We start from the raw sequence: 23,487 nt of genomic DNA, 5'->3' as shown, positions 1-23,487 counted from the left end.
TCCGGATCACCGCGCCATCCTCCCCCGGCCGGTGCCGGGCGGCCCGGCGAACGCCTGGGCGATCGGCAGCCAGGCCCGCGCCACGTCGCCGACCGCCGTCACGGCCAGGTCGTCGCGGTGCCGCCGCCGGGTGGCCAGCAGGCAGAAGTCCAGCGCCGGCCCGCAGACCCGGTCCGCCGCGCCCTCCGGCCCCCAGGTCCACCGCTGCCCGTCCGGGCCGGTCAGCTCGACGCGCACCGGCTCCTGCGGCGCGACCAGGCCGTTGACCAGGAACGCGTACCCGAACGCGCGCACCGCGATGTGCGCCACGTGCCGGAGCCGCGCGGTCGGCTCCCGCACGACGCCGAGCGCGTCGGCCACGTCCTGGCCGTGCGCCCACGTCTCCATCAGCCGCGCGGTGGCCATGGACGCCGGGCTCATCGGCGGCCCGAACCAGGGCACCTTCACCCCGGCGGGCACCGCGCGCAGCGCCTCGGCCACGGCCGCGCGCGAGGCCCGCCACCGGGCGAGCGTCACCGGTTCGGCCGCGCCCCGGTCAATCAGGTCCGGCGTGGCGCAGGCGAGCAGCGCGGCGAACGCGTCCGGGTCGGTGGCGGCCAGCACCGCGACCCGGTCGGTCCAGCACAGGTGGCCGACCTGGTGCGCGACGGTCCAGCCGGCGGCCGGGGTCGGCACCGACCAGTCACCCAGCGGCGCGACCAGGTCGTCCAGCACCGCGCTCTCCGCGCGCAGGTCGTCCAAGAGCTCGTCGATCACAGCGCGGCCCCCAGCATCCGGGCCCAGTGCCGGACGACCCGGGTGCGCCGCTTGCGGTCGTCGGTGAGCTGGTTGGCCAAGGCCAGGCCGCGCACCAGGTCGAGGGTGATCTGCACGGCCTCGCGGACGCCCGGCTCGGTCTCGTCGGCGTCGAGCAGCTCCACCGCGAGGCGGTGCGTCTCCCGGCCCAGGCGGGCTTCCAGCGGCACCACGACGGTCTTGAGGTCGGCGTCGGTGCGCGCGGCCACCCACAGCTCCAGGGCGGCGGTGAACAGGTCGCTGGCGTAGAAGTCGGCGATCAGCTCCACCACCGCGACGATCCGGTCGGGCGCGCTGCCGACCAGCGCGGCGCGTTCCCGGAGGTGGTGCACGCTCTCCGCGCCGAGGTGCTCGACCGCCGCCGCGACCAGCTCCCCGCGCGTCCGGAAGTGGTGCAGCTGCGCACCGCGCGACACGCCCGCCCGCTCGGCCACCACCGTCGTCGTGGTGCCCGACCAGCCGAACTCCACCAGGCACCCGACCGTCGCCTCCATGAGCTTGCGCCGGGTGCCCGCGCTTCGGTCGGCCTGCCGCTGCCTGGTCTCCGTGGCCATGGGCCGAGTGTTCCGCCGGATCAACAAACAGTCAAGACTGTTTGTTGATCCGGCGGCGCTCGCGACGGGGGGCGGACCCCGTAAGAGCCCGCCCCCCGTTGCCGCGACGGGCCCCGACATCACGCCGGGGGCCCGTCGCCGATCACCAGCCGCCCTGGACCATGGTCTGGAACAGCCACCCGCCGTCCTTCTTCACCAGCAGGTCGCCGTACCGCACGACCTGCGAGAACTCGCCCACCGTGATGGTCGCGTCGGTGACCACGAAGACCAGCCCGGCGTTGAGGAAGATCGGCGTCCGCACGGACTCCATCTGGACGTCACCGTCCCCGAGCTGCGCGGCCATGTCGTGCAGGAACCGCGCGCGGTCCCACGACTCGGCCGACCCGTCGGTCACCGCGTTGACCGGGAACAGGGCCATCCCGGCCATCGACTCGACGTCCTTCTCCACCGCCAGCGCGTCCCACCGCGCGAACCACTCCAGCACACCCGCCACGTCGTCGTCGGTCGGCACGAACCCGGCACCACTACCCGCCACACCACTCATGCGGACCATTATACCGTACGCCGTACGAAGTACGTGCATCGAGTTCGTCACCGCAGCTCACAGCGCTGGAAGTCGGCTCAGCGAGTGGTACCGAGGGCACCCGGGCCGATGTCGCGGAACAACTGGACCGCGTCCCGGGCGACCGAGCGCAGACCCGGCACGCGCGAGAGCTGGAGGAGCCTGCCGAGCATCGGCGCGCTGCGCCGGACCAGGACTGCGCTGTTGCGCTGCCCCTCGGACCGGTCGTGCACCCAGAACAGCACCACGCCCATCTGGAACAGCCACAACAGCTCGGGCAGGTCCTCGCGCAGCTGCGGGTCGACCTTCACGCCGTCCAGCAGCCGGCGGTGGATGGCGATGCCGGCGTCCCGCGCGGTGCCGGACTCGGTGGAGAACGGGCTCAGCGGGCTGTCCGGGTCGGCGGCGTTGCTGAAGAACTGGCCGGCGAACGCGTGGTAGGGCGACGCCACCTCCAGCCACGCCAGCAGCACACCGGTCAGCTTGGCGGTGAAGTCGCCCTCCGACGCCAGGACCTCCGCGCACGCCTCGCCGTGCGCACGCACCATGCGGTCGTAGAAGCCCTGGATCAGGTGCTCCTTGGACGGGAAGTAGTAGTAGGCGTTGCCCACCGACACCTCCGCGTCCGCCGCGATCGCCCGCATCGTCGTGCGGTCGTAGCCGTTGGCCAGGAAGAGCCGCATGGCGCTCTCCACGATCGCGGCCCTGGTCTGCTCGCTCTTGGCAGGCTTGGTCACAGTCCTCGTCCTCGCTCGTCGCGCGCAGCCGGTCGGCCGACCCGGTCGCCGCGCGCAGGAACCGCCGACGACCATGCCCGATCATCCGCGCCGCCGTCGGTCGCCACGCCACGGGCACACCGCACGGGCGGGCCGGGGCCGACACCCACCGCCCGCGCCGGCGCGCTCAGAGCAGGGTGAGCTGTTCCTGGTCCACGCCACGCCGGTGCGGCGTGGTCAGCGGCAGGCTGCCCTCCGGCCACGCGCCGTCCGCGTCGCCCGGCACGCCCACCGCGTCCCGGCTGCCCCTCGCCTCCAGCCCGTGCTTGCGCAGCAGCGGACCGAGGCGGTCGGCGAGCCACCGCCGGTAGCGCGCATCGACGTACGACCCGCCCCGGTACAGCTTCCGGTAGCGGTCCGCGAGGTCCGGGCGCGCGCGCACCAGCCACCGCGCGAACCACTCCCGCGCGCCGGGCCTCAGGTGCAGCGGCAGCACGGTCACGCCCGACGCGCCGGCCGCCGCGACCTCCGCCAGCAGCGCGTCCAGGCCCGCCACGTCGTCGGTCAGGCCGGGCAGCACGGGCGCGACGAACACCCCGCACGGCAGACCCGCCTCGCGCACCCGGCGCACCAGCTCCAGCCGCGCCTGCGGGCTCGGCGTGCCCGGCTCCAACCCGGCCTGCAGCTCGCGGTCCAGCAGCGCGATCGACACGCCGACGCCGACCGGCACCCGCTGCGCGGCCTCGGCCAGCACCGGGATGTCACGGGCCAGCACCGTCCCCTTGGTGAGGACGGAGAACGGCGTGCCGGAGTCGGCCAGCGCGCCGATGATCCCGGGCATCAGCCGGTACCGGCCCTCGGCCCGCTGGTACGGGTCCGTGTTGGTGCCCAGGGCCACGTGCTCGCGCCGCCACCCGCGCGAGCCGAGCTGCGCGGTGAGCACCTCGACCGCGTTGACCTTCACCACGACCTGGGAATCGAAGTCGCGCCCGGCGTCGAGGTCGAGGTAGGTGTGCGAGTTGCGGGCGAAGCAGTTGTGGCTGACCAGCCCGTTCGCCACGAAGTCGCCCGTGCCGGTGGTGATGTCGTAGAGCGTGCGCGGCACGCCCAGCGACTCCACCGCCACCACCGCGAGCCGTCCCGCGCGCGGGACGGGGGTGCCCTCCACGGCGTTGCCGCGCGCGATCACCGGCCCGACCAGGTGCAGGAACCGCAGCCGCTCGGCCAGGCCGCCGGTGATCCGCACGCCGCGCACCTCCACGGCGTGGCCGATCCCCAGCCGGGTCAGCGCGAGCACCGCCGCGTCGAACACCGCGCTGTCCGAACTGGACAGCACCAGCTCGCCGCCGGTCGCCGTGCCGCGCGTGTCGAACAGGCCCGCGAGGAAGCCCTTGGACCAGTCCTCGCCGGGACCGGTCGGCCACTCGACCAGCTCGCCGTCGCGCGGGATGCGGCCGGCGGCGTACTCGCGGGCCCGCGCCAGCACGTCCGGGTCGCCGGGCAGCCCGCCGCGCACCAGGCCCCACAGGTAGCCGCCCCGGTACGCGTCGTTCACCGTCGGCGGGGCGGCGAACCGGCCGGTGCCGACCAGCCGCGCGCCCCTGGCCAGGAACGGCCGCTCCTCGAAGTCGTCGCAGCGGCCGGGCGTGAGGTGCCGCCAGCCGTCCTCGGCCAGGAACCGGTGGTCACCGCTCGCCACGACCCGGGTGCCGTCCTCCAGGGTGAGCCGGTAGGCGGGTTTGACGGTGGTCCAGAGCGCGCGCACGCGCGTGGTGACGTACCGGCCCTCGGAGGTGCCGAACACCTCCTCCCCCACGGACAGCTCCGCGATCGGCTTGGTGCGGCCGTCGGCCAGCAGGACGGGCGTGTCGCCGGCCAGGCAGTAGGTGCAGCCGTGCGTGCAGCCCCGGTACGGGTTGACCGTCCACCCGAACGGCAGCCGGTCGCCGGGCACCTTGTTCAGCACCGATTTGGCGCGCACCTCGTGGAACACGACGTCGGCGAAGTCCGGGGTTCGTACGCTGCGCACCAGTCCCGGCAACCCCGGCAGAGCCTGCTGCCGGTCCGCCCCGTCCTTCTGCCCGTCCCATCGCATGAGTTCATTCGAACACGTGTTCGAAAACCCGTCAAACGGAGTTCCGTTGTCGCTACTGGACGTCATCCTCTGGCCCTTCCACACCCCCGCCGTCACCGTCGGCGGCGTCGCCACCAGCTGGGGCGAGGTGGCGGGTTTCGTCACGGGCGCGCTGTGCGTGTGGCTGGTGGCCCGCCAGAACCCGCTGAACTGGCCGATCGGCATCCTCAACAACATCGCCTTCCTGGTGCTGTTCGCGGCGAGCGGGCTCTACGCGGACTCGGGTTTGCAGATCGTCTACATCGCACTCGCGCTCTACGGCTGGTGGGCGTGGCTGCGCGGCGGCGCGGAACGCACACCGCTGCCGGTCGGCCGCACCACACCGGCGCAGTGGGCCTGGCTGGTCGCGGCCGGGATCGCCGGGACGGTGCTGATCGCGTGGGTGCTCATGGCGTTCACCACCTCGACGGTGCCGTGGGCGGACTCGGTGACCACCGTGCTGTCCCTGCTGGCCACCTGGGGCCAGACCCGCAAGAAGGTCGAGTGCTGGTGGCTGTGGATCGCGGCGGACGTGATCTACGTTCCGTTGTACGCCTACAAGGACCTCTGGCTCACCGCCGTGCTGTACCTGGGTTTCCTCGCGCTCTGCGCGCTGGGCCTGCGGAATTGGCGCCGGGCGCTGCGCGCCGAACTGGTGCCGGCATGACGGAGTTCACACATTCCCTGGTGCTGGGCAAGTTCTACCCGCCGCACGCCGGGCACCACCACCTGGTCCGGACCGCCGCCGCGCGCAGCGAGCGGGTCACCGTGGCGGTGCTGGCGTCGTCGGTGGAGTCGATCCCCGTGGCGTCCCGGGTGGCGTGGCTGCGCGCGGAGCACGCCGGCACGCCCGGCCTCGTGGTGCTCGGCGACCTGGACGACCACCCGGTGGACTTCCACAGCGACCCGGTGTGGGAACTGCACATGGACCTCACCCGGGCGGTGCTGGCCCGGCGGGCGATCCTGGACGGCGACCCCGCGTCGGCTCCGGTCGACGCCGTGTTCTCCAGCGAGCACTACGGTGACGAAATGGCCGAACGCCTTGGCGCGCGGCACGTCCTGGTCGACCTGGACCGGGTCGCGCACCCGGTGTCGGGCACCGCCGTGCGGGCCGACCCGCAGGCGAACTGGTCGCACCTGGCCCCCGCCACCCGGGCCGGTCTGTGCGCCCGGGTGGTGGTGGTCGGCGCCGAGAGCACCGGCACGACGACGCTGTCGCGGGAACTCGCGGCGCACCTCGGCACGCCCTGGGTACCCGAGTACGGCCGCGCCCACACCGAGCACAAGCTCGCCGCCGCGCGGGCGTTCGACCCGGGCGCGGACCTCGACCGTCTGGTGTGGACGGTCGGCGACTTCCAGGACGTCGCCGCGCGGCAGCGGGAGCTGGTCGACCGGGCCGCCGCGACGGCACCGGTCGTGGTGTGCGACAACGACCCGTGGGCGGCGACGGTGTGGGGCCACCGGTACCTGGGCGCACCGCACCCGGAGATCGCGCCGGACGCGCCGGAGCCCGCGCTCTACCTGCTCACCGACCACGAGGGCGTGCCGTTCGAGCAGGACGGGTGGCGCGACGGCGAGCACCTGCGCCCGTGGATGACGGACCTGTTCCGCGCGGGCCTGGTCGAACGGGGCGTGCCGTGGCTGGAGGTGACCGGGTCGCGCGCCGAGCGGCTGCGCCGGGCCACCGCCGCCGTGCGGGAGGCGGTGGCCCGGCACTTCACGTTCGCCGCGCCGCTGGGCTGACGCGGGGCCGGTCAGACGGTGACCACGACCTGGTCCAGCGTCTTGCGGACCAGGTTGGGCACCACGCAGTCGTCGGCCGGGTAGCCGATCGGGATGACCGCGAACGCCTTCTCGTTGCGCGGCCGGTCGAGCACCTCGCCGAGGAACTTCATCGGCGACGGCGTGTGGGTCAGCGCGGCGAGGCCGGCCAGGTGCAGGGCGGTCAGCAGCATCCCGACCGCGATGCCGACCGACTCGTCCACGTAGTAGTGCTTGCGGCTGCTGCCGTCGGGCTCCAGGTAGAACCGCTGCTGGAACACGACGACCAGCTCGGGCGCGTCGGTGAGGTGGGGCTTCACGTCGTCGGTGCCCAGCGGGCGCAGCGCGTCCAGCCACTCGTCGCCGAGCCGGCCCTCGTAGGAGATCCGCTCCTCGTGCTCGGCGGCGGCGCGGATCGCCTTGCGCACCTCGGGGTCCACCACGCGGACGAAGGTCCACGGCTGCTGGTGGGCACCGCTGGGCGCGGTCGCGGCGACGGCGATCGCGTCCAGCACGACCTGGGTGGGCACGGGGTCGGACGAGAACATGCGGACGGTGCGCCGCTCGTCCATCCGGGCGCGCAGCTCGGCCGCCGTCCGCAGGGACTGCTCGGCCGGCACCCGCGCGGGCCGGTAGGGCACCGGGTCGAAGTCCTGGCCGTGGTTGGGTGTCCAGTTCGTCACCCCTCGGACTGTGGCAGCACGACCGGGCGCGCTGAAGGCCCCGGTCGAAATTCGCACCGAAGTGTCCGACTAACGGACGCGAGCCAGGTGGGGCCGGGGTGTGCTCGGGCGCGAGGCGGATCGGGTGATCGGGCAGGATGTGCGCCGTGCACGACGAGGACCAGACCACCGCACACGCGCACGGCCACGGGCACGGGCACGGCCGCCACGCCGCACCCGCGTCCGCGCCGGTCCGCAGGCTGCTCCTGGTCCTGCTGCTGCCGCTGGTGCTCGCCACGGTGGTCGGCGCGCTGGTGCTCTACCCGTTCGGCCACGACCAGCCCACGGGCGCGCAGGCCGGGCTCACCCAGGTGCCGGTGCACGGCGAGGTCACCGCCGTGGCGCGCGGCGGGTGCGGGCCGGACGCCGACCAGCCCGGCGCCGCCGGGTGCGTGCTGGTCACGGTGCGGATGTCCGACGGCGACGCGGCCGGGCGCGACGTGCGGATACCGGTGCCCGACCAGCCGACCTCGCCGACGTTCGCGGTCGGTGACGGGGTGGTGCTGTCCTACAGCGCCGGCACCGACCCGGGTTCCAGCCAGTCCTACCAGCTCGCGGACTTCCAGCGCGGGGTCCCGATGCTGCTGCTGGCCGTGCTGTTCGTCGCGGCGGTGCTGCTGCTGGGCCGGTGGCAGGGCCTGGCCGCGCTGGGCGCGCTGACGCTCAGCTTCGTCGTGCTGGTGCTGTTCGTGCTGCCCGCGATCCTCGCCGGCGAGGACCCGCTCGCGGTCGCCGTGGTCGGGGCCGGGCTGATCATGTTCGTGGTGCTGTACCTGACCCACGGCGTGTCCGCGCGGACGTCCACGGCGGTGCTGGGGACGCTGGTCAGCCTCGCGCTGATCTGCCTGCTCGGCGGGGTGTTCTCGGCGCTGGGCAGGCTGACCGGGCTCGACGAGGACACCGCGAACCTGGTGTCGCTGCTCGGCCACGGCATCGACACCCGGGGCCTGCTGCTCGCGGGCACGGTGATCGGCGCGCTGGGCGTGCTGGACGACGTGACGGTCACCCAGACCAGCGCGGTGTGGGAGCTGCGCCGGGCCAACCCGGCCCTGGGCTTCCGCGAGCTGTACGCCGCCGGGTCGAGGATCGGCCGCGACCACCTGTCGTCCGTGGTCAACACGCTGGTCATGGCGTACGCGGGCACGGCGCTGCCGCTGCTGCTGACGTTCTCCCTGTCCGGCCGGAGCCTCGGCGAGATCCTCACCGCGCAGCAGGTCGCGCAGGAGGTCGTGCGGACCCTGGTGGGCAGCATCGGCCTGGTCGCGGCGGTGCCGATCACGACCGCGCTCGCCGCCGTCGTGGCCGGCCGCGAGACCGTGCCCGCCCGCGACGCCGAACCCGCACCGGAACCCGACGACAGCGCCGAGGGCGACAGCGCCGACGACGACCGGGACGAGCCGGTCGCACCCGCCTGGCGGACCCGGGTGACCGGGGACCTGCGCACCGGCTACGACCCGGCCAAGGGCCCGTGGCGGCGGCCGGGCGGGCGGGTGCGGGCCGAGCCCCGCCCACCGGCCGACCGGCGGCGGCGCGATCCCGGGTCACCGGGATAATCGACCGGGTGGGACGAACCCGGAGAGCCGACGAGACCATCACCAGGGAGGTCGACTCGGGCATCGCGGAACTCGTCCCCGACCCCGACGTGCCGCGCGCGTGGACGCTGCGCCTCAACGGCACCCCGCAGTCGCACGTGGACCTGGACGACCCGCGCCACCTGGAGTTCGAGTACCTGCGCCGGCTCGGCCACGTCGCCGACCTGGTCGCGCCCGGCGACGAGCCGGTCCGCGCCCTGCACCTGGGCGGCGGCGGCCTGTCGCTGCCCCGCTACGTCGCCGCCACCCGGCCGCAGTCCACCCAGCAGGTCGTGGAGGTCGACGCGGCGCTGATCGAGCTGGTCCGGGGCCTGCTGCCGCTGGAGCGCGGCTGGCGGGTCAAGATCCGCAACGGCGACGCGCGGGCGGTGCTGGAGAAGGCCCCGGAGGACACGTTCGACCTGGTGGTGACGGACGTGTTCGCGGGCGCGCGGACACCGGCGCACCTGACCTCGGTCGAGTTCGTGGAGCTGGCCGCGCGGGCGCTGCGCGGCGGCGGGGTCTACGCGGCCAACATCAGCGACGGCAACGGGCTCGCGTTCGCCAAGGCCCAGGCCGCGACCGTGCGCGCGGTGTTCCGGCACGTGTGCGTGATCGCGGAGCCGGCGGTGTTCCGGGGCCGGCGCTTCGGCAACTTCGTGCTGCTCGGCTCGTACGTCGACCTGCCGATCGCCGACCTGGTCCGCCGCACCGCGAGCGACCCGTTCCCGGGCCGCGTGGAGCACGGCGAGTCGCTGGTGCGCTTCATCGGCGGCACCCCGCCGACCACCGACGCGACCGCCACCCAGTCCCCGTCACCGCCGAAGGGCACCTGGGGCCTGCCGGCCGACTGAGCGCACCCGTCGAAACCCCCGTCACCCGGTGGTGCAGCGAGACCACGCTTGTGGGTGACGGGTTCGTGGTGGCCGCAGAGCACACCATGGACGAGGACGCCACGGGGAGGGGCCTCAGGGCGGCGTCCTGGAGGGAACATGCGGGCACTCGTGCTCATCGGGGCGGTCCTGGCCACGACCGCGGCTGCCGCAGGGGCGGCGCACGGCGGTGTCGCGGAGGTGCGGGCGGCGGTCGGGTGCGACTTCACCGGGACCGCGACGTTCCAGCCCGGGGTGCGGCACGCGCCGCAGCGGTCGACGGTGACGGTCCGCGCGACCGGGCGGCCGTGCGGCGAGCCGGGCGGCCCGATCAGCGGTGCCTCGTTCACCGGGCGGGTCACCGGGGAGCTGACCTGCACCCGGCCGGACGGCACGCCGACCGGCACCGGCACCGTGACCTGGCGGCTGCGCGACGGCCGCGCCGAGACCAGCACCGTCGACTACGCGCTGTCCGGCTCGTTCACCGACGACGCGGCGCTGGACGGGGCCGTCGTCGCCGGGCGCGGGGTCGGCGGGCACTTCCGCGCCCGGCTCGGCACGGTCGTCCCGGAGTGGCGGATCGCCTGCGGCACCGTGCCGGGCCTGGCCGAGGCGACCGCCACCGGCCGGTTCGACGTGGGCACGGCGGACGCCCCGCGCCCGGTCAGTCCAGGGTCGACACGAACCGCGACACCGCGTCCGGGTTGAGCTTCTGCGCCAGCCGCCCGGTCGGGGCCAGCGAGCCGAGCTGGTAGAGCGGGCGGTCGGCGGCGGCCAGGCCGCGCGCCTCGGCCCGCAGTTGGGCCACCAGCAGGTCGGAGAACACCAGGCCCAGCGCGTCGCCGCGACCGGCCAGCACGTCCGCCAGCTTCCGCAGCCCGAACACGCCCTGCTCCCGGCCGCCGGTGCCCGCGTAGATCGCCAGCGCCAGGTTGATCGCCTTGCCGCCGCCGCGCACGAACAGGCCCACGGTCCGGCTGCCGCGCATGTCCGTCACCAGCAGGTCCACCTGGTCGGCGGCGTGCAGGTCCACCGAGCGGGTGCCGAAGGCGCGCACGGACAGGACGTGGCCCTCCAGCCACACCCGCCGCCGCGCCTCCGACCACGCCAGCAGCAGCAGCGGCACGGCGAACACCGCCGCCGTGACCAGGCCGGCGGTCTGCCCGGCGAGCAGTCCCAGCAACCCGCCGAACGCGGCGGCCACCAGCAGCGCGCCGATCGCCACCGTCCGGGCGCGCTTGCGCACGGCGGCCGGGTCCAGCAGGTCGAGTGGGATCCGCTCGTCGCTCACCGGCCCAACGCCTCCCGCACCGAGTCCACCACGTCCGCGAGCGGCACCTCGCGCTGGTCGCCGGTGGCCAGCTCCTTGAGCTGCACGACACCCGCGTCGATGTCCCGCTCGCCCAGCACCAGCGCGAACCGCGCGCCGGAGCGGTCGGCGCCTTTCATCGCGCCCTTCAAGCCCTTGCCGCCGTACGCCAGGTCGTAGCGCACGCCCTCCGCGCGCAGCGCCGCCGACAGCGCCACCAGCCGCGCCTTGGCCGCCTCGCCCAGCGGCACGCCGTACACGTCGCACCGCGAGGGGTTGCCCGGCTCCACCCCCTCAACCTGGCACGCCAGCATCGAGCGGTCCACGCCCAGGCCGAAACCCACACCGGACAGCGGCTGCCCGCCGAGCTGCTCCATCAGGCCGTCGTAGCGCCCGCCGCCGCCGATCGCGGACTGCGCGCCGAGGCCGTCGTGCACGAACTCGAAGCACGTCTTGGTGTAGTAGTCCAGGCCGCGCACCATCCTGGGGTTCTCCACGTACTTCACGCCCAGGTCGCCGAGGTAGCCCTTGACCGCCTCGTAGTGCTCCCGGGAGGCGTCGGAGAGGTGGTCCCGCATGAGCGGCGCGGCCTCCACCAGGGCCCGCACCTCGGGGCGCTTGTCGTCCAGCACGCGCAGCGGGTTGATCTCCGCGCGGCGGCGGGTCTCGGCGTCCAGCGGCAGCCCGGACAGGAACGACTGGAGCAGCTCGCGGTAGGCGGGCCGGTCCGACGCGTCGCCCAGCGACGTCAGCTCCAGCCGGTAGCCGGACAGGCCCATCCGCCGGAACGCCTCGTCGGCGATGGCGATGACCTCGGCGTCCAGCGCCGGGTCGTCCACGCCGATCGCCTCGACGCCGACCTGGTGGAACTGCCGGTAGCGGCCGGCCTGCGGCTGCTCGGCGCGGAAGAACTGGCCCGCGTAGACGAGCTTGACCGGGAGCTGGCCCTTGTCGAGGCCGTGCTCGATGACCGAGCGCATGACGCCCGCCGTGCCCTCGGGGCGCAGCGTGATCGACCGGCCGCCCCGGTCGGTGAAGGTGTACATCTCCTTGGTCACCACGTCGGTCGACTCGCCGACGCCGCGCGCGAACAGCCCGGTGTCCTCGAAGACGGGCAGCTCGACGTAGCCGTAGCCCGCGCGGCGCGCGGAGTCCACGAGCGTGTCGCGGACCGCGACGAACGTGGCGGAGGTGGGGGGGAAGTAGTCCGGGACGCCCTTGGGGGCGGAGAACGCGGTCACGGTGTCTTCACAGTCCTCGGTGCGGTGCGGCGGGCGCGTCGTCGCCCAGTTCCAGCAGGAACGGGTTGCTCACGCGCTCGCGGCCGATGGTCGTCGTGGGCCCGTGGCCGGGCAGCACCACCGTGTCGTCCTGCAACGTCAGCACCTTCGTGCGCAGTGACGCGAGCATGGACCGGTGGTCGCCGCCCGGCAGGTCGGTGCGTCCGATCGCGCCGGCGAAGAGGGTGTCGCCGGACAGCACGAGCCGTCCGCCCTCCTCGGTGCCGGCGCGGAACATCACCGACCCGCCGGTATGGCCCGGTGTGTGGTCGACGGTCAGCCGCAGCCCCGCCAGGTCGAGTTCCGCGCCGTCGGCCAGTTCCCGCACCTCGCGCGGCTCGCGCATCTCCAGGTCGCCGCCGAAGAACGCGCGCGACTCGGCGCTGATGCCCTTGAGCGGGTCGGACAGCAGCGCGCGGTCGGCCGGGTGGATCCAGGCCGGCACGTCGTTGCCGTCGCAGACCGGCGCGACGGAGAAGGTGTGGTCGAAGTGCCCGTGGGTGAGCAGGACCGCGACCGGGGACAGCCGGTGCTCGCGCAGCGCCCGGGTCAGCGGCTCCGTCGCGTCCTGACCGGGGTCGACCACGACGCACGGGCCACCCGCCTCGGGCGCGAGGAGGAAGCAGTTGGCCTGGAGGGCGCCGGTGGGGAACCCGATCACCAGCACGCGGACACCTCTCTACGGCAACGGATCGGCAACGGATGCCGGTGGACCTCCCTACCAGCCTATCCGCCTGACACCAGCCATATGCGAGCCCCCTAGACTGCTGACCGATCGTCGCCGGTCGACGCAGGAACAGGGAGGTTGCAGGTGCCGACCAACGTGCAGCGCCGCGAGCAGGCCAAGCGGAAGCTGGAGCGCCAGCTCGTCCGCCGGGCGGAGCGCGCGAAGCGGCGCCGACTCCTGTCGGTGGGCTTGACCGTCGTGCTCGTCGTCGTGGTCGCGGGTGGGGTCTACTGGCTGACCACCGCGGACTTCGGCGGCGGGGACACCGACGCAGCCGCCAGCTCCACCTCCGCCGCCCCGATCCAGATCCCGACCGAGGTCAAGGCGCTGCCCAAGCGGCAGACCGCGCTCGCCGACCCGGTGAACTGCGAGTACCGGCCGTCGAAGGAGCCCGCCGCCAAGGAGGGCACGAAGGCGCCCGAGGCGACCGGCATCTCCTCCACCGGCACCGCGTCCGCCACGATCAAGGCGAACATCGGCGAGCTGAAGCTGACCCTCGACCGGTCCCTGGCCCCGTGCACGGTGAACTCCTTCATCAGCCTGGCCAAGCAGGGCTACTACAACGGCGTCGGCTGCCACCGCATCGGCACCCAGGGCCTCCAGATGCTCCAGTGCGGCGACCCGTCGGGCACCGGCAGCGGCGGCCCCGGCTACGCCTTCGACGACGAGACCTGGCCGGAGCTGACCTACGGGCGCGGCTACCTGGCCATGGCGAACGCGAGCAAGGACGCCGAGGGCAAGGGCACGAACGGCAGCCAGTTCTTCATCGTCTACGGCGACGCCCAGCTCCCGCCGGACTACTCGGTGTTCGGCAGCCTGGACGAAGAGGGCCTGAAGCTGATCGACGACGTCGCCCGCGCGGGCCACGACGGCTCGTTCGACCCGTCGCCCGGTGGCGGCAAGCCGAACAAGGAAGTGAAGTTCGAGACGGTGACCGTCGCGTAGGCGACTGATGACGACCGTCGCGCAGGCGACTGGTGGTCGACCGTCGCGCAGGCGACTGCCGCTCGAGCGGCGGACGCGAAGGGGCCCGGCTCTCGGGAGAGGAGAGCCGGGCCCCTTCGTCTTCCCCGCCGGGCGTGTGAGGCACCCGGCAGCCGGATGGTCGCAGCCGCGCATGACGTTTCGCTGACGTGATCGATTCACGCCACCCGCAGGCCGGCCCGGCCGGTGATCAGGGCAGCGCGACAGGGCGGGCGGTCCCGGCGGAGGTCCCCGCCCGGTACCCGCCGCCCTCCCGTCAGGACGCCGACGTCACCCGGTACACGTCGTAGACGCCTTCGACACTCCGAACCGCCTTCAGCACGTGGCCCAGGTGCTTCGGGTCGCCCATCTCGAACGAGAAGCGGCTGACCGCGACCCGGTCGCGGGACGTGGTCACCGACGCGGACAGGATGTTGACCTTCTCGTCGGCCAGCACCTTCGTCACGTCCGACAGCAGCCGGTGCCGGTCCAGCGCCTCCACCTGGATGGCGACCAGGAACACCGAGGACGCCGACGGGGCCCACTCCACGTCCAGCAGGCGCTCGGGCGTCTTGAGCAGCTCGTCGGCGTTCGTGCAGTCCGTGCGGTGCACCGAGACGCCACCACCCCGGGTGACGAAGCCGAGGATGTCGTCACCCGGCACGGGGGTGCAGCACCGGGCCAGCTTCACCCAGACGTCCGCCGCGTCCTTGACGATCACGCCCGCGTCGCCGGTGACCCGGCGCCGCGCGACCGTGGACGGGGTGGACCGCTCGGCGAGCTCGTCCTCGGCGTGGTCGACCCCGCCGAGCTGGGCGACCAGCCGCTGCACGACGTGCCGGGCGGAGGTGTGGCCCTCCCCCACCGCCGCGTACAGCGCCGAGACGTCCGGGTAGTGCAGCTCCTTGGACAGCGCGCCCATCGAGTCCGCCGACACCAGGCGCTGCAGCGGGAGGCCGACCCGCCGCACCTCCTTGGCGATGGCGTCCTTGCCGACCTCGATGGCCTCTTCCTTGCGCTCCTTGGCGAACCACTGCTTGATCTTCGCCTTGGCCCTCGGCGACGCCGCGAACGACAGCCAGTCGCGGGACGGCCCCGCGCCCTCCGCCTTGGAGGTGAAGATCTCGATGACCTCGCCGTTCTCCAGCTTGCGCTCCAGCGCGACCAGCCGGCCGTTGACCCGCGCGCCGATGCAGCGGTGCCCCACCTCGGTGTGCACGGCGTAGGCGAAGTCGACCGGCGTGGACCCGGTCGGCAGCGTCACCACGTCGCCCTTGGGCGTGAAGACGAAGATCTCCCGCGCGGCCAGGTCGAACCGCAGCGACTCGAGGAACTCGCCGGGGTCGGCGGCCTCGCGCTGCCAGTCGAGCAGTTGGCGCATCCACGCCATCTCGTCGACCTCGACGCCCTTGCCGCTGTGCGTGCCCCGGGTCTCCTTGTACCGCCAGTGCGCCGCGATGCCGTACTCGGCCGTGCGGTGCATGTCGTAGGTGCGGATCTGCACCTCCAGCGGCTTGCCGTCCGGTCCGATCACGGTCGTGTGCAGCGACTGGTAGACCCCGAACCGGGGCTGGGCGATGTAGTCCTTGAACCGGCCGGGCATGGGTTGCCACAGCGCGTGCACCACGCCCATGGCGGCGTAGCAGTCGCGCACCTCGTCCACCTGGATGCGCACGCCCACCAGGTCGTGGATGTCGTCGAAGTCGCGGCCCCGGACGATCATCTTCTGGTGGATCGAGTAGTAGTGCTTGGGCCGGCCCTCGACCTTGGCGGTGATCCGCGCGCCCTCCAACTGGGAGGACAGCTCGTTGATCACGCCGCTGAGGTAGGTGTCGCGCGACGGCGCGCGGTTGGCGACCAGGCGCACGATCTCGTCGTACTTCTTCGGCTGGAGGATGGCGAACGCCAGGTCCTCCAGCTCCCACTTCACCGTGGCCATGCCCAGCCGGTGCGCCAGCGGTGCCAGCACCTCCAGCGTCTCGCGGGCCTTGCGGGCCTGCTTCTCCGGCGGCAGGAAGCGCATGGTGCGCATGTTGTGCAGCCGGTCGGCCAGCTTGATGACCAGCACCCGGGGGTCCTTGGCCATGGCGATCACCATCTTGCGGATGGTCTCCGCCTCGGCCGCCGCGCCCAGCTTGACCTTGTCCAGCTTGGTGACGCCGTCGACCAGCAGGGCGACCTCGTTGCCGAAGTCGACGCGCAGCTGGTCCAGCGAGTAGTCGGTGTCCTCCACCGTGTCGTGCAGGAGGGCGGCCACCAGCGTCGTGGTGTCCATGCCCAGCTCGGCCAGGATGGTGGCCACCGCGAGCGGGTGCGTGATGTAGGGGTCGCCCGACTTGCGCCGCTGGGGCCGGTGCTTCTCCTCGGCCACGTCGTAGGCGTGCTGGAGGAGGGCCAGGTCGGCCTTGGGGTGCAGGTCCCGGTGGACGGCGGCGAGGGGCTCCAGGACCTGCTTGACCGGTGCGGCGCGCTGGGCGGTGATCCGGCGGGCGAGACGTGCGCGCACGCGCCTGGTGGCCGACGGGGGCCGTGCGGGCACGGGCGGCGTCGTCGCGGCGGGTTCGGTGTCCTGGCTCAACCACGCTCCTCGGGGCTAGGCACCGAGGATAGCTCCGTCACGCCGTCCGTCTCGCCGGTTGACCGATGAGCGGCGAAGTTCACACGACGAACTGCAGGTCGGGCTTCGGTCGGACAGGTCGGCCGGGGGGCGGGCGCGGGTGCCGGGGACGGGCCCCGGCACCGCGCGTCAGGCGCAGGTCAGCGCGTTGACCGAGCGGCCCGCGAGCCGGTCCCGGCCGCCCAGCGCCGGGATCTCCAGCACGACGGAGACGCCGGTGACGACGCCGCCGGCGCGTTCCACCAGGGTGCACGCGGCGGCGGCGGTGCCCCCGGTGGCGAGCACGTCGTCCACCACCACGACCTGCTGACCAGGCGTGATGGCCCCGGCCGGGAGTTCCAGGGTGGCCGTGCCGTACTCCAGGTCGTAGGACACCCGGTGCGCGACGGCGGGCAGCTTGCCCGGCTTGCGCAGCGGCACCACGCCGTAGCGCCAGCCGTAGCCCAGGGCCGCCCCGATCAGGAAGCCCCGGGACTCGACGGCCGCGACGACCTGCGTGTCCGGGTGCACCTCGTCCTGGAGCGCGTCCACCACGGCGCGCAGCGCGTCGGGGTCGGCGAAGACGGGCGTGAGGTCCCGGAACACGACCCCCGGTCGGGGGAAGTCCGGGACCTCACGCATCAGCCCGAGGGCCCGGTCCAGCTTCAACGGTGCTTCTTGCCGGTCGGGCGGCGGCGCGCGTCGGCGGCCTTGCCGGTGCGGTCGGGCACGCCGGCCGCCGCCGTCAGGGCCTTCTCCCGGCGCAGCTCGGCCTGCAACGACTCGTCGTCCGTGGACTCCACGACGTCGCCACCGGTCGCCACCTCGCCGGACGCCTTGCGGGCCAGGTTGTCGCGGCGCTGCCGCACCCGGGCCGCCTGCGCCTTGTAGCGCGGGTCGCGCATCTTCAGGTCCACGGCCACCGGGGTGGCGATGTAGATCGACGACAGCGCGCCGATCGCCATACCGGTGAGCTGCACCAGCGCGAGGTCCTTCAGCGTGCCGACGCCGAGCAGGCCCACGCCGATCGCCAGCAGGCCCACCACGGGCAGCAGCGCGATCAGCGACGTGTTGATGGACCGCATCAGGGTCTGGTTCACGGCCAGGTTGGACGCCTCGCCGTAGGTCCGCCGGGTCAGGCCCAGCAGTCCTCTGGTGTTCTCCTTGACCTTGTCGAACACCACGACTGTGTCGTACAGCGAGAACCCGAGGATGGTGAGCAGGCCGATGACCGTCGCGGGCGAGACCTCGAAGCCGACCAGCGAGTAGATGCCGGCCGTGATGACCACGTCGTGGATCACCGCGACGAGCGCGGCCACGGCCATGGACCACTCGAAGTACAGCGCCAGGAAGATCGCCACCGCGATGAAGAACACCGCGAGCGCGATCAGCGCCTTCGTGGTGATCTCGCCGCCCCAGGAGGCGGACACGGCGCTGTCGCTGATCGACTCCAGGCCGCCGGTCGGCTTGAGGTCGGAGTTCAGGCCCGCCTTGACGGTGGTGACCTTCGCCGCGTCCAGCGTCTCCGAGCGGATCTGGATGGTCGCGGACGCGCCGGTGCCCACCACCTGCACCGAGGTCGGCTCCTCGCCGAGCGCCTTGCTGAAGCTGTCCTTGACCGCTTCCTGGCTGATCGCCCCGGACGCCGAGTTGGCCGGCATCTGGATCCGGGTGCCGCCGGTGAAGTCGATGCCGAGGTTGAAGCCCCGGAACACGATCGACGCGATGCACACCAGCAGCACGAGGCCGAACAGCACGTACCAGCGCTTGCGCTTGCCGACGATGTCGAACGCGCCGTTACCGACGTAGAGCCGGGTGAAGATGCTGCGCTTTGACTGCGACATCGGCTCAGACCTCCTTCACGGCGGCGCTCTTGCCGGCCGCGGTGGCGGCCCGGTCGTCCGCACCCGCCTGCACGGCCCCGCCGAGGCCGGACAGCTTCGGGCTGGACAGGGACTTGGACTTGGAGACCATGGCGACCAGCGGGTGCGTGACCAGGAAGACCACGACCAGGTCGAGCACGGTCGACATGCCGAGGGTGAACGCGAAGCCCTTCACCTGGCCGACCGCGATCACGTACAGGATCGCCGAGGCCAGGAAGCTGACCGCGTCCGCCGAGAGGATGGTGCGGCGCGACCGCACCCACGCCCGGGGGACGGCCGAGCGGAACGTCCGGCCCTCGCGCACCTCGTCCTTGAGCCGTTCGAAGAACACGACGAAGGAGTCGGCGGTGATGCCGATGGCGACGATGAAACCGGCGATGCCGGCCAGGTCGAGGGTGAACCCGATCCAGCGGCCGAGGAGCACCAGCACCGCGTAGACCACCGCGCCGGAGAGCACCAGCGACAGGATGGTCAGCAGGCCGAGCAGGCGGTAGTAGATCAGGCAGTAGACGAACACCAGCGCGAGGCCGATGCCGCCCGCGATGAGGCCGGCCTCCAGCGAGGCCAGGCCCAGCGTCGCGGACACCGTCTCCGCCTCGGACGCCTCGAACGACAGCGGCAGCGAACCGTACTTGAGCACGTTCGCCAGGCCGTCGGCTTCCTTCTGGGAGAACTTGCCGGAGATCTGGGTGTTGCCGCCGATGATCGGCTCGTTGATGTTCGGCGCGGACACCACCTGGCTGTCGAGCACGACGGCGACCTGCTGGGACACGTTCGCCGAGGTGAACTTGCCCCACTTGTCACCGCCCTCGCCCTTGAAGGTCAGGTTGACGATGAAGCCGGCGCCCTGCGGGTCGGTGCCCGAGGTGGCGTTGCCGATGTCCTCACCGGTCAGCCGCGAGTACAGGCTGAAGTCGGTGTCCTTGACGCTGCCGTCCGCCGGCGGGTTGACCGGGGCCAGGACGTACTTGAACTCGCTCTTCTGGTCGCAGGTCAGCAGCGGGAGCGCCGGGTCGTCGTTGCCCAGCAGCGGGTCCTTGGCCGGGCAGGTGAAGGCGGTCAGCGCCTGCTGCACGGTCTGGGCGTCCAGCGTGGTCAGCGACGGGTCCTGGCGGCAGGCCCGCGACTCGCTGATCGCGTCCTCGGCCTTCTCCGAGTACTCGCCGTTGAACACCTTGCGGCAGTCGACCTCGGGCTTGGCCGGCGCGGACGTCGTCGTGGCGGGCGTCGTCCCGGACGCGGGCGGCGTGGTCGTCGTCGGCTGCGCCTCCAGCGCCGGGGCCGGGCGGCCCTGGGCGGTGGTGGTCGGCGCGGTCGCCGTCTCCGAACCGGCGGGCGGGGCGCTCGGCGTGGTCGTCGGCGCGTTCGAGCCCGACGGGGCCGGCGTGCCGGACGTCGACGGGGGCGCGGGCTGCGCGTTGGGCAGCGGCGAGCCGACGACCTTGCGGAAGTTCAGCTTCGCGGTCTGGCCCAGGCGCTTCGCGCCCTCGCTGTCCGCACCGGGCACCGTGATGACCAGGTTGGTGCCGTCGCGCACGACCTCCGCGCCGGAGACACCGAGACCGTTGACCCGGGTCTCGATCAACTCCCGGGCCTGGTTGAGCGCCTGGTCCGTCGGCGTCTGCCCGTCGGGTGCGCGTGCGGTCAACGTGACCCGCGTGCCACCCTGGAGGTCGATGCCGAGCTTGGGAGTCGCTTTGCCGTTCCCGGTGAAGAACACCAAGGAGTACAGCGCGACCACGATGAGGACAAACGCGCCCAAGTACTTCGCGGGGCGGATTTGCCCGGCCGGAGGTGCCACGGTCCGTCCGTCTCCTAGAACTCCGAAGATGATGTCGAACGCCGCCGTGACCGCCGTTGCGGACCAGGGCAGCGCTTGCCCGCCCGGCACTGCCCTGCCGGGTCGATTGCGCAGCGTACCCCGCACCGCGTGAGTTGTCTGTCACCGGTTGCGCTCCGGCTGCGGACCACCCGGGACAATGCGCCGACCGGCCATAAGGCGTTAACCGGACCAATCGCATCGGCCGTTCGGCGTTCACACTTGACCAGCGGATTCACCCGGGAAACGGCCCGGCGCGGAATGCGCCCCGCCGGGCCGGCGGCACCGCGCGGAATGGGCCGCACCGCGCCGGCGGCACGACCCATTCGCTTTCCGCGCTACTTCTTGCTGTCCTGCTGGACCGGCGCGGCGGGCTTGACCGGCTCGTCCACGACGACGGCGGAGGTGTCCTGGACGTCGTCCACGACCTCGTCGGCCTCGTCGTCCGCGTCGAGCACGACCTTCTCGCGGATCGCCTGGCGCAGCCACGTGGTGACGACGCCCTCGGAGATCTCCAGCTCGATCTTGGTGTCGTCGAGCGACTCGTCGGACTCCACGACCGTCCCGTACAGCCCGGACGTGGTCATGACCAGGTCGCCGGGCTCCAGGGAGTTGAGAAGCGCCTGCTGCTCGGCCACGGCCCGCTTCTGCTTGCGCGCGCTGAGGAACAGCGGCACGGCGAGCAGCACGAGCAGCAGCGGGAACATCAAGGAAGACAGGTTGCCCATCATTCTCCGTTCAACCGGCGCGGCGGGACAGGTCTGCCCGGAACGTCCGGATTTTCTGGGATGCCGCCGCCGATTGTGCCAGGTCAGCAATCCCGATCAGTCGCCGGCGTCGTCGAACAGCGTCCGGGTGGCCTCACCAGGTGCCTTCGCCGGGGGCTGGAGCCCCAGGTGCAGCCACGCCGAGGCGGTCGCCACCCGGCCACGGGGTGTGCGTGCCAACATACCCGCCCGCACGAGGTAGGGCTCGCACACCTCCTCGACCGTGGTCGGCTCCTCGCCGACCGCCACGGCCAGCGTGGACACCCCCACCGGCCCGCCGCCGAACGACCGGACCAGCGCGCCCAGCACCGCCCGGTCCAGCCGGTCCAGGCCCAGTTCGTCCACGTCGTAGACGGCCAGCGCGGCGCGCGCCACCTCGCGGGTCACCGCGCCGTCCGCGCGCACCTCGGCGAAGTCCCGCACCCGGCGCAGCAGCCGGTTCGCGATGCGCGGCGTGCCCCGGGAGCGCCCGGCGATCTCGCGCCCCCCGTCCTCGCGCAGGTCGACGCCGAGGATCTTGGCCGAGCGCCGGATGATCAGCTCCAGCTCGTCGGCGCTGTAGAACTCCATGTGCCCGGTGAAGCCGAACCGGTCGCGCAGCGGGCCGGTCAGCGCGCCGGACCGGGTCGTCGCGCCGACCAGGGTGAACGGGGCGATGTCGAGCGGGATGCTGGTCGCGCCGGGCCCCTTGCCGACCACCACGTCGACCCGGAAGTCCTCCATCGCCAGGTACAGCATCTCCTCGGCGGGCCGGGCCATGCGGTGGATCTCGTCGATGAACAGCACGTCGCCCTCGACCAGGTTGGACAGCATCGCGGCGAGGTCGCCGGCGCGCTCCAGGGCGGGCCCGGAGGTGATCCGCAGGGACGCGCCCAGCTCCGCCGAGATGATCATGGCGAGGCTGGTCTTGCCCAGGCCGGGCGGCCCGGACAGCAGCACGTGGTCCGGCGGCGCACCGCGCTGCATCGCGCCCTGCAGGACCAGTTCCAACTGCTCGCGCACCTTGGGCTGCCCGACGAACTCGTGCAGGTCGCGGGGCCGCAGGGTGGACTCGACGTCCCGCTCCGAGGGGTCGCGCAGCGGGTCGAGGGGCGACTCCTCCTCGAAGTTCACCGCTTCCGGCCCAACGCGGCCAGCGCCCGGCGCAGCACCTCGGAGGTGCCCAGCGAGCCGTCGTCGGCGAGCACCGCGTCCACGGCCTGCTCGGCCTGCTTGGCCGGGAACCCGAGCCCGAGCAGCGCCTCGGCGACCTGGGTGCGGACCTGGCCCGCGCCGGGCCCGGCGGAGGGCGCGGCCTCCCACTGCCCGACCTTGTCGCGCAGCTCGATGATCAGCCGCTCCGCGCCCTTGCGGCCGATGCCGGGCACCTGGGTGAGCACGGTGATGTTGCCCTCGGCCAGCGCGGCGCGCAGCTTGTCCGGCTCCAGCACGGCCAGGGTGGCCAGCGCGATCCGGGGACCGATCCCGGACACCGTCTGGAGCAGGCCGAACAGCTCGCGGGCCTCGGCGTCGGCGAACCCGAACAGGGTCAGCGAGTCCTCCCGGACCACCAGCGCGGTGGCCAGCCGGGCCTCCTCGCCCCGGCGCAGCGCCGCGAGCGTGGTGGGCGTGGCCTGCACGGCGAAGCCGACGCCGCCGACCTCCACCACGGCGTGATCGAGTCCGATGGACAGCACCTGCCCGCGCAGCGAGGAGATCACTGGGCCTTTCCTCCGGTCTTGGCGTTCGTCTGCCCGGCGGAGAGCCGGGCACCGGCCTGGGCAAGTCTCGCGCGGTGCGCGCGGGCGAGTTCGGCGGCCCTGGCCTGCGCCTCCTCCAGCCGGGCGCGCATGGGCGCGCGCCACAGGTGGCAGATGGCCAGCGCGAGGGCGTCGGCGGCGTCGGCGGGCTTCGGCGCCTGCTTGAGCCCCAGCAGCCTGGTCACCATGGCGGTCACCTGCGCCTTGTCGGCGCGGCCGGACCCGGTGACGGCGGCCTTGACCTCGCTGGGGGTGTGGAACACGACCGGCAGGCCCCGGCGCGCGGCGGACAGCGCCACGACGCCGCCCGCCTGGGCCGTGCCCATGGCGGTGCGCACGTTGTGCTGGCTGAACACCCGCTCCACCGCGACCGCCTGCGGCCGGTAGCGGTCCAGCCACTCCTCCACGGCGTCGGAGAGCTGGAGCAGCCGGATCGCGAGGTCGGCGTCCACGGGGGTGCGCACGACGTCCACCGCGACCGGCCGGACCGTGCGGCCGGGGCCGCCGTCGACCACCCCGAACCCGCACCGGGTCAGACCGGGGTCGACTCCGAACACGCGCACGCCGGCCCCCTCGAAGAACGTCACGAACACCAGTTCGAACCGTACCGGGTGCGCGCCGGCCGGCACGGCCCGACACGCGCCGGTGACCGGCGGACACCCCCAGGTCGACACAGCGTCACCAGGTCAATACAGTGGCTCGGTCCACTGATCGACTCCAGTCGCGGCATAGGCGGGG

Annotated in this window: 23 protein-coding genes; 6 read left to right on the top strand and 17 right to left on the bottom strand. The window is 73.2% G+C overall.

All coding sequences use genetic code 11. The features are described 5' to 3' along the window. Positions 1–6: 6 nt before the first annotated feature. The 5 genes from AB0I60_RS06760 to AB0I60_RS06740 all read right to left on the bottom strand — a co-directional run bounded on the left by AB0I60_RS06760 (position 7) and on the right by AB0I60_RS06740 (position 4,722). Positions 7–756, bottom strand: coding sequence for a TIGR03084 family metal-binding protein (locus tag AB0I60_RS06760; protein WP_360726313.1), 750 nt, complete (start codon positions 754–756; stop codon positions 7–9). Continuing rightward, complete coding sequence (locus AB0I60_RS06755) at positions 753–1,349, bottom strand: TetR/AcrR family transcriptional regulator (protein ID WP_360726311.1); 597 nt, start codon at positions 1,347–1,349, stop codon at positions 753–755. Before AB0I60_RS06755 ends, AB0I60_RS06760 begins: the two co-directional genes overlap by 4 nt. 142 nt (positions 1,350–1,491) lie before the next feature. Beyond that, positions 1,492–1,893 (bottom strand): nuclear transport factor 2 family protein, encoded by a 402-nt coding sequence (locus tag AB0I60_RS06750; RefSeq protein ID WP_360726309.1) that lies wholly within the window; start codon positions 1,891–1,893, stop codon positions 1,492–1,494. A gap of 77 nt (positions 1,894–1,970) precedes the next feature. Further along, a complete protein-coding gene (locus tag AB0I60_RS06745; protein WP_360726308.1) occupies positions 1,971–2,648 on the bottom strand; it encodes a TetR family transcriptional regulator in 678 nt (225 codons plus the stop codon). Positions 2,649–2,814: 166 nt separating this feature from the next. After that, complete coding sequence (locus AB0I60_RS06740; RefSeq protein WP_360726306.1) at positions 2,815–4,722, bottom strand: intein-containing Rv2578c family radical SAM protein; 1,908 nt, start codon at positions 4,720–4,722, stop codon at positions 2,815–2,817. 46 nt (positions 4,723–4,768) lie between these two features. On the opposite strand from AB0I60_RS06740, the gene pnuC reads away from it, so the two are divergent. Continuing rightward, entirely contained in the window at positions 4,769–5,407 is a 639-nt protein-coding gene (pnuC, locus tag AB0I60_RS06735; RefSeq protein WP_360726304.1) for a nicotinamide riboside transporter PnuC, read from the top strand. Next, entirely contained in the window at positions 5,404–6,483 is a 1,080-nt protein-coding gene (locus AB0I60_RS06730; protein ID WP_360726302.1) for an AAA family ATPase, read from the top strand. Before pnuC ends, AB0I60_RS06730 begins: the two co-directional genes overlap by 4 nt. An 11-nt stretch (positions 6,484–6,494) precedes the next feature. Here the strand turns inward: AB0I60_RS06730 and AB0I60_RS06725 are convergent, their stop codons facing one another. Continuing rightward, entirely contained in the window at positions 6,495–7,184 is a 690-nt protein-coding gene (locus AB0I60_RS06725; protein WP_360726300.1) for a nitroreductase family protein, read from the bottom strand. A gap of 137 nt (positions 7,185–7,321) precedes the next feature. Here AB0I60_RS06725 and AB0I60_RS06720 point away from each other — a divergent pair, with 137 nt between their 5' ends. From AB0I60_RS06720 to AB0I60_RS06710, 3 genes are all read left to right on the top strand, one after another. Beyond that, on the top strand, positions 7,322–8,776 hold the full coding sequence (locus AB0I60_RS06720; RefSeq protein ID WP_360726299.1) for a YibE/F family protein: 1,455 nt from the start codon (positions 7,322–7,324) through the stop codon (positions 8,774–8,776). Positions 8,777–8,784: 8 nt separating this feature from the next. Next, positions 8,785–9,648, top strand: coding sequence for a fused MFS/spermidine synthase (locus tag AB0I60_RS06715; protein WP_360726297.1), 864 nt, complete (start codon positions 8,785–8,787; stop codon positions 9,646–9,648). A 138-nt stretch (positions 9,649–9,786) separates the two neighbouring features. Continuing rightward, positions 9,787–10,374 carry a hypothetical protein gene (locus AB0I60_RS06710; protein ID WP_360726296.1) on the top strand — a complete coding sequence of 196 codons (588 nt, stop codon included), beginning with the start codon at positions 9,787–9,789 and terminating at the stop codon, positions 10,372–10,374. Here AB0I60_RS06710 and AB0I60_RS06705 read toward each other — a convergent pair. Genes AB0I60_RS06705 through AB0I60_RS06695 form a run of 3 tightly spaced genes read right to left on the bottom strand, consistent with a single transcriptional unit; the run spans position 10,331 to position 12,922 of the window. Then, positions 10,331–10,957 (bottom strand): hypothetical protein, encoded by a 627-nt coding sequence (locus AB0I60_RS06705; protein ID WP_360726295.1) that lies wholly within the window; start codon positions 10,955–10,957, stop codon positions 10,331–10,333. The two genes, AB0I60_RS06710 and AB0I60_RS06705, sit on opposite strands and share 44 nt — an antisense overlap. Next, positions 10,954–12,216, bottom strand: a complete 1,263-nt coding sequence (hisS, locus tag AB0I60_RS06700; RefSeq protein WP_360726293.1) for a histidine--tRNA ligase — start codon at positions 12,214–12,216, stop codon at positions 10,954–10,956. Before hisS ends, AB0I60_RS06705 begins: the two co-directional genes overlap by 4 nt. Positions 12,217–12,223: 7 nt before the next feature. Then, a complete protein-coding gene (locus AB0I60_RS06695; RefSeq protein ID WP_360726292.1) occupies positions 12,224–12,922 on the bottom strand; it encodes an MBL fold metallo-hydrolase in 699 nt (232 codons plus the stop codon). A 144-nt stretch (positions 12,923–13,066) separates the two neighbouring features. On the opposite strand from AB0I60_RS06695, the gene AB0I60_RS06690 reads away from it, so the two are divergent. Then, positions 13,067–13,927 (top strand): peptidylprolyl isomerase, encoded by an 861-nt coding sequence (locus tag AB0I60_RS06690; protein WP_360726290.1) that lies wholly within the window; start codon positions 13,067–13,069, stop codon positions 13,925–13,927. A 295-nt stretch (positions 13,928–14,222) separates the two neighbouring features. On the opposite strand, the gene AB0I60_RS06685 is transcribed toward AB0I60_RS06690, so the two are convergent. The 8 genes from AB0I60_RS06685 to ruvC all read right to left on the bottom strand — a co-directional run bounded on the left by AB0I60_RS06685 (position 14,223) and on the right by ruvC (position 23,312). Continuing rightward, the gene (locus AB0I60_RS06685; RefSeq protein ID WP_360726288.1) at positions 14,223–16,523 is read right to left on the bottom strand and encodes a bifunctional (p)ppGpp synthetase/guanosine-3',5'-bis(diphosphate) 3'-pyrophosphohydrolase; all 2,301 of its coding nucleotides are present in this window, start codon (positions 16,521–16,523) and stop codon (positions 14,223–14,225) included. A gap of 168 nt (positions 16,524–16,691) precedes the next feature. After that, entirely contained in the window at positions 16,692–17,210 is a 519-nt protein-coding gene (locus AB0I60_RS06680; RefSeq protein WP_360726286.1) for an adenine phosphoribosyltransferase, read from the bottom strand. Continuing rightward, a complete protein-coding gene (gene secF, locus AB0I60_RS06675) occupies positions 17,207–18,385 on the bottom strand; it encodes a protein translocase subunit SecF (protein WP_360726285.1) in 1,179 nt (392 codons plus the stop codon). Before secF ends, AB0I60_RS06680 begins: the two co-directional genes overlap by 4 nt. A 4-nt stretch (positions 18,386–18,389) precedes the next feature. After that, positions 18,390–20,225 carry a protein translocase subunit SecD gene (secD, locus tag AB0I60_RS06670; protein WP_360726284.1) on the bottom strand — a complete coding sequence of 612 codons (1,836 nt, stop codon included), beginning with the start codon at positions 20,223–20,225 and terminating at the stop codon, positions 18,390–18,392. Positions 20,226–20,581: 356 nt separating this feature from the next. Then, positions 20,582–20,971, bottom strand: a complete 390-nt coding sequence (gene yajC / locus AB0I60_RS06665; RefSeq protein ID WP_360726282.1) for a preprotein translocase subunit YajC — start codon at positions 20,969–20,971, stop codon at positions 20,582–20,584. 96 nt (positions 20,972–21,067) lie between these two features. Beyond that, positions 21,068–22,123, bottom strand: a complete 1,056-nt coding sequence (gene ruvB, locus AB0I60_RS06660) for a Holliday junction branch migration DNA helicase RuvB (protein ID WP_360726280.1) — start codon at positions 22,121–22,123, stop codon at positions 21,068–21,070. Further along, the gene (gene ruvA / locus AB0I60_RS06655; RefSeq protein ID WP_360726279.1) at positions 22,120–22,710 is read right to left on the bottom strand and encodes a Holliday junction branch migration protein RuvA; all 591 of its coding nucleotides are present in this window, start codon (positions 22,708–22,710) and stop codon (positions 22,120–22,122) included. Before ruvA ends, ruvB begins: the two co-directional genes overlap by 4 nt. Continuing rightward, positions 22,707–23,312 (bottom strand): crossover junction endodeoxyribonuclease RuvC, encoded by a 606-nt coding sequence (gene ruvC, locus AB0I60_RS06650; RefSeq protein ID WP_360726835.1) that lies wholly within the window; start codon positions 23,310–23,312, stop codon positions 22,707–22,709. The genes ruvA and ruvC overlap by 4 nt, the downstream gene beginning before the upstream one ends. Positions 23,313–23,487 lie beyond the last annotated feature (175 nt).

The sequence above is a fragment of the Actinosynnema sp. NPDC050436 genome (assembly GCF_040655415.1).
Classification (GTDB): Bacteria; Actinomycetota; Actinomycetes; order Mycobacteriales; family Pseudonocardiaceae; genus Actinosynnema.
Note: the sequence above shows the minus strand (reverse complement) of the source record. Positions and strands in the feature narration are given on the sequence as shown.

What these genes read in the sequence shown, in the direction of transcription:
- AB0I60_RS06750 (WP_360726309.1), bottom strand. Translation starts at nt 1,893, where the DNA reads ATGAGTGGTGTGGCGGGTAGTGGTGCCGGGTTCGTGCCGACCGACGAC.
- AB0I60_RS06710 (WP_360726296.1), top strand. Translation starts at nt 9,787, where the DNA reads ATGCGGGCACTCGTGCTCATCGGGGCGGTCCTGGCCACGACCGCGGCT.
- AB0I60_RS06740 (WP_360726306.1), bottom strand. Translation starts at nt 4,722, where the DNA reads ATGCGATGGGACGGGCAGAAGGACGGGGCGGACCGGCAGCAGGCTCTG.
- secF (WP_360726285.1), bottom strand. Translation starts at nt 18,385, where the DNA reads ATGTCGCAGTCAAAGCGCAGCATCTTCACCCGGCTCTACGTCGGTAAC.
- yajC (WP_360726282.1), bottom strand. Translation starts at nt 20,971, where the DNA reads ATGGGCAACCTGTCTTCCTTGATGTTCCCGCTGCTGCTCGTGCTGCTC.
- AB0I60_RS06755 (WP_360726311.1), bottom strand. Translation starts at nt 1,349, where the DNA reads ATGGCCACGGAGACCAGGCAGCGGCAGGCCGACCGAAGCGCGGGCACC.
- AB0I60_RS06730 (WP_360726302.1), top strand. Translation starts at nt 5,404, where the DNA reads ATGACGGAGTTCACACATTCCCTGGTGCTGGGCAAGTTCTACCCGCCG.
- AB0I60_RS06720 (WP_360726299.1), top strand. Translation starts at nt 7,322, where the DNA reads ATGTGCGCCGTGCACGACGAGGACCAGACCACCGCACACGCGCACGGC.